General features: G+C 29.3%; 5 protein-coding genes. All 5 read left to right on the top strand.

Going from position 1 to position 4220, the window contains the following annotated elements; genetic code table 11:
* Nucleotides 1–384 precede the first annotated feature (384 nt).
* The 5 genes from J7M77_RS09695 (at nt 385) to J7M77_RS09675 (ending at nt 4147) form a co-directional block, all read left to right on the top strand.
* Nucleotides 385–1563: a DNA-protecting protein DprA gene (locus J7M77_RS09695; RefSeq protein WP_296877948.1), complete on the top strand. Its 1179-nt coding sequence runs from the start codon at nt 385–387 to the stop codon at nt 1561–1563.
* Nucleotides 1547–2044 carry a hypothetical protein gene (locus J7M77_RS09690; RefSeq protein WP_296877946.1) on the top strand — a complete coding sequence of 166 codons (498 nt, stop codon included), beginning with the start codon at nt 1547–1549 and terminating at the stop codon, nt 2042–2044. Before J7M77_RS09695 ends, J7M77_RS09690 begins: the two co-directional genes overlap by 17 nt.
* 227 nt (nt 2045–2271) lie before the next feature.
* Entirely contained in the window at nt 2272–2769 is a 498-nt protein-coding gene (locus tag J7M77_RS09685; RefSeq protein ID WP_296877944.1) for a hypothetical protein, read from the top strand.
* A gap of 166 nt (nt 2770–2935) precedes the next feature.
* Nucleotides 2936–3706: a uridine phosphorylase gene (gene udp, locus J7M77_RS09680; RefSeq protein WP_296877941.1), complete on the top strand. Its 771-nt coding sequence runs from the start codon at nt 2936–2938 to the stop codon at nt 3704–3706.
* Nucleotides 3707–3709: 3 nt separating this feature from the next.
* Nucleotides 3710–4147: a GNAT family N-acetyltransferase gene (locus tag J7M77_RS09675; protein WP_296877939.1), complete on the top strand. Its 438-nt coding sequence runs from the start codon at nt 3710–3712 to the stop codon at nt 4145–4147.
* Nucleotides 4148–4220 lie beyond the last annotated feature (73 nt).

The raw sequence follows: 4220 nt of genomic DNA, 5'->3' as shown, positions 1-4220 counted from the left end.
TGGTGAAAATGCTTGGGATCTAAGAAGTCGTCATAAATTTAGTGATGTTCATATTGATATGAATGATATCTACAGTGATGATGAAGAAGATACGCCAGAAGAACCAGAAGAAGATGTTGATTCAACAATCGAAGATGATTACAATTAAAACAAGCAAAAATGTCAGAGCTAGCTCTGGCATTTTTAAATATATAAGAAATTGTGGATTTTTATCAGGAAAGGAAGTTTTTTAAGTTATAGTTAATTTAAATAGATTTATATAGTATAAAAAAGAAGTTATAAATATTTTTTACTGAAATGTTGAAGAAGTGAATAAGCATTTTAATTACTCTTGATAATCATCAAGAGCGATGATAAAATATTTTTATATTAGGGGTGGTTATAATGGATAGAAAAGAGATAATAGAGTTAATGAAAGATGTTTATACATCAAGTGAAGCAGCGGAATATCTTAATGTGTCAACTCAAAGGTTAAATCAGCTTGTTCATGATAAACAAATAGAACCAATAAAAATAAGTAAATCTGTTATGCTTTTTTTGAAAAGTGATTTAGACAAACGTCGAGTTGTTAATATATCAAATATTAATGTAAAAAAACAAAAGAATCAATTTAATATAGATAATTCCTTTGTAAGAGAGGTCATACTTTATTATACAATTCAACAGTATTTTAATCAAAATGATAGAAGAACCAGTCAATTTATAGAACAAATTAAGGAAACTCATGATTTTAGTTTTAGTAATAAACTAACTCAAAATATTCCTTTATTATCCAATACACTTCAAACAAATGAAAAGGAATTTTATGAGCGATATATTAAGGTAAAAAATAGTTTTATCCTACTTGATGGAGACGTGATTATTACAAAAAAAGGAGATGAAATTTATTCGCGATTATTGAATACAACAAATGAAGCATCACCTTTTTTGTTTTTGAAAGGTAATGTTGATTTATTGAATGAAAAATCGGTATGCGTTGTTGGTAGTAGAAATGCTTCAGCAGATTCAATGAAAAAAACAGAGCGAATTGTTAAATCATTAGTACAAAGAAATATTGTAATAAATGCAGGGTTAGCAAAAGGCATTGATACTGCAGCACACACTTCAGCGTTAAAACATGGAGGTAAAACAATTGCGGTTATTGGAACGCCAATTAATCAATATTACCCAAAAGAAAATAAAGATTTACAAATTGAAATAGAAAAAAAGGGATTAGTTGTTTCACAATTTCCTCCATGCAATAAAGTACAACGTTGGAATTTTCCAACTCGTAATGGAGTAATGAGTGGTCTTTCAATAGCAACAATAATTATGGAAGCCGGAGAAACAAGTGGGGCATTGAAACAAGCTGATTATGCTTTAAAACAAAATAGAGATGTCTTAATACCTCAATCAGCTTTAAATAATCAGTTGATTAGTTGGCCTAACAAATATATTTCTAAAGGAGCATATTCATTTAAAAATTTGAAAGAAGTCCTTGAGAAATTAAATCAAAATGATCTTCTCTTAAACACATTTAATGAAACAGATATGGAGGAATTAAGTGATGTGGAAATGGACTGACAGTGATAATATAAAAGCAATCATATTAGATGGGGATTCTCTTGATCGAAAGTATTTGGATTATTCTTATCAAAACGTTCTTGAAAATGTAAAAGTATTTAAAGTATTTAACCAGCAGTCTAATGAAATTGAAGATAATATAATTTTTTATTCTGGTATTTTTGAACTTATACAAGAAGTAATGAAAAAAGCCAAGTGTGAGTCTTATTCTATAATAGCCATTTCAAATAATATTATTTTTTTAAAAGAAATGATACAAAATCATATTGGAACAATACTGGCAAGGAGTATGGATGAAAAGTATTTAAAAAATATACCGGATTTTTCATTTGCTAGAGAAGATAAGTTAAATAAAATTTTAAGTGGTGATCATTTAGGATATGGTGCAGAAGTTTATGCATCAAATTTAGGTAATGAAAGAAAAGCATTAATTTATTGCCATTCATCAGTAATGTTGAATGATGGAAGTGAAAAAATATAAATTTATATTTTGGTGGAAGATATTATTCAAAAGAGCATCATTTTTTAGAAGATGATGCTTTATCAGTAGCATTAAATGAATTTAAAAGGAAACCATTAAAGCAGATTAATGATTATTTTGATAGAGCTATTTATCGCGTTAATCAAAATGAAAAAATAGATATCTTAACTTATGTTCCATTAAAGCCAAATGAAATCGAAGAAGCTAGATTTAATCGTTTCAAATCTTTGGAACTAGAGAAAACCAAAAATAATGGAATACTTTTACAAGAAATTATTAAATGTAATAAAAATTTTGTTCAAAAAGGGAAAAGTTTTTATGTTAGATTGCAAAATGTAAAAAATGCGTATGAAGTGTTCGCAAATGTTGAAAATAAGTCAGTTGCCGTTTTAGATGATTTGTATACAACTGGATCTACAATTAAAGAAATTGCTAAAACTCTTTATGAAAAAGGTGCAAAAAGTGTTTGTGCAATTTTGTTAGCAGTAAATCAACCGATTGAAAGTACATCGGTTAGATATCAAAGTTTAAAGTGTCCAATATGTAATAGTTCTATGACACTTAAGATTAATCACATGACAGGAGAACTATTTTTTGGGTGTGATTCGTATAATAAACATCAAAGTAAAAGTACAACTATTAAACTTATAGATGGAATGAAAAAATTAAAATATATTAATGAATTAGAAGTCATTGATATTGTTGATTTAGATGATGAGTATTAATCATTTATTAAGTGAAAAGTAATTCTAAGAAAGAAGAATTACTTTTTGCATTAGTAAAGATTTTAATGATTAAATATTCTAAAAAAGACTAATAAGCATTTCTAGCTGTTTTTACCTTAACTAAAAGATGGTATAATGAAGATATCTAAACTTAGGAGGCGATAAAATGAATTATTCAGAAAATGGAAAGCAATATCATATCCAGGTAGGCGAAGGGGAAGTTGGTAAATATGTAATTATGCCTGGTGATCCCAAACGCTGTAAATTGATTGCTAAGTATTTAGATGAACCAGTTTTAATCGCTGATAATCGTGAATATATCACTTATACTGGAAAATTAGATGGCGTAAAAGTTAGTGTGACTTCTACGGGAATTGGTGGCCCTTCAGCAGCCATTGCCATGGAGGAATTAGTAAAAGTAGGTGCCGATACATTTATTCGGGTTGGTACTTGTGGGGGAATGTACATTGATGTTAAAGGTGGCGATATTGTTATTGCAACTGGCGCAATTCGTCAGGATGGCACTAGCAGGGAATATGCACCGATTGAATTCCCGGCAGTAAGTAATTATCAAATTACTCAAATGTTAGTTGAAGCAGCTAATCAAGTAAGTGATAAATATGTTCATGTTGGGGTGGTTCAGTCAAAAGATTCTTTCTATGGTCAACATGATCCTGGTAGTAAACCGGTAAATTATGAATTAGAAAATAAATGGCAAGCCTGGCTAAAATTAGGTACATTGGCTTCGGAAATGGAATCAGCAACATTATTTACTGTTGCTAGTTATTTAAAAGTACGCTGTGGTGCAGTTTTTTTAGCGGTAGCTAATCAAGAAAGAGAAAAACAGGGACTAACTAATCCCGTAGTTCATGATACTGATCAGGCGATTAAAGTTGCAATTGAAGCAATTAGACTATTGATTAAAAAGGATAAATAAAAGATGATTAGAAAAGTAAATTGTAATGATTATGATGAGATTGCCAGAGTAATGATGAAAGCTTTTAAAAATCCGCCTTGGAATGAAACTTGGGATTATCATCAAGCCTATCAGCGCATTGAACAATTAGATGATGGTAACTATACACGCTGTTATGTCTTAAAACAAGATGATCGAATAGTTGGTGTTTTGTGTGGCCGTTTAGTTACTTACGTCGATACCTTAGAATTGATGATTGAGGATTTTTATGTTGATCCTGATTATCAAAGACAAGGAATCGGCAGTAAACTAATGAATGCAGTAGCTGAGGAATTAAAAGAAGTTGATTATTTTACTTTACTTACAGGACGTGATTTTTATAGTGTAGACTTTTATCAAAAAAATGGTTTTGAGATTAAAGATAGTTTAGTTTTTATGTATAAAAAAATTGAGAAAGAATGAATAATGCTTGATTTTTGATGATAAATATGTAATTATATTAGTGCAATTAGATATTCCAAATGAAAAGGATGAG

Source organism: Thomasclavelia sp. (assembly GCF_017889095.1).
In the GTDB taxonomy this organism is placed as follows: Bacteria; Bacillota_I; Bacilli_A; order Erysipelotrichales; family Coprobacillaceae; genus Thomasclavelia.
Note: the sequence above shows the minus strand (reverse complement) of the source record. Positions and strands in the feature narration are given on the sequence as shown.

What these genes read in the sequence shown, in the direction of transcription:
- J7M77_RS09695 (WP_296877948.1), top strand. Translation starts at nt 385, where the DNA reads ATGGATAGAAAAGAGATAATAGAGTTAATGAAAGATGTTTATACATCA.
- J7M77_RS09690 (WP_296877946.1), top strand. Translation starts at nt 1,547, where the DNA reads ATGTGGAAATGGACTGACAGTGATAATATAAAAGCAATCATATTAGAT.
- udp (WP_296877941.1), top strand. Translation starts at nt 2,936, where the DNA reads ATGAATTATTCAGAAAATGGAAAGCAATATCATATCCAGGTAGGCGAA.
- J7M77_RS09675 (WP_296877939.1), top strand. Translation starts at nt 3,710, where the DNA reads ATGATTAGAAAAGTAAATTGTAATGATTATGATGAGATTGCCAGAGTA.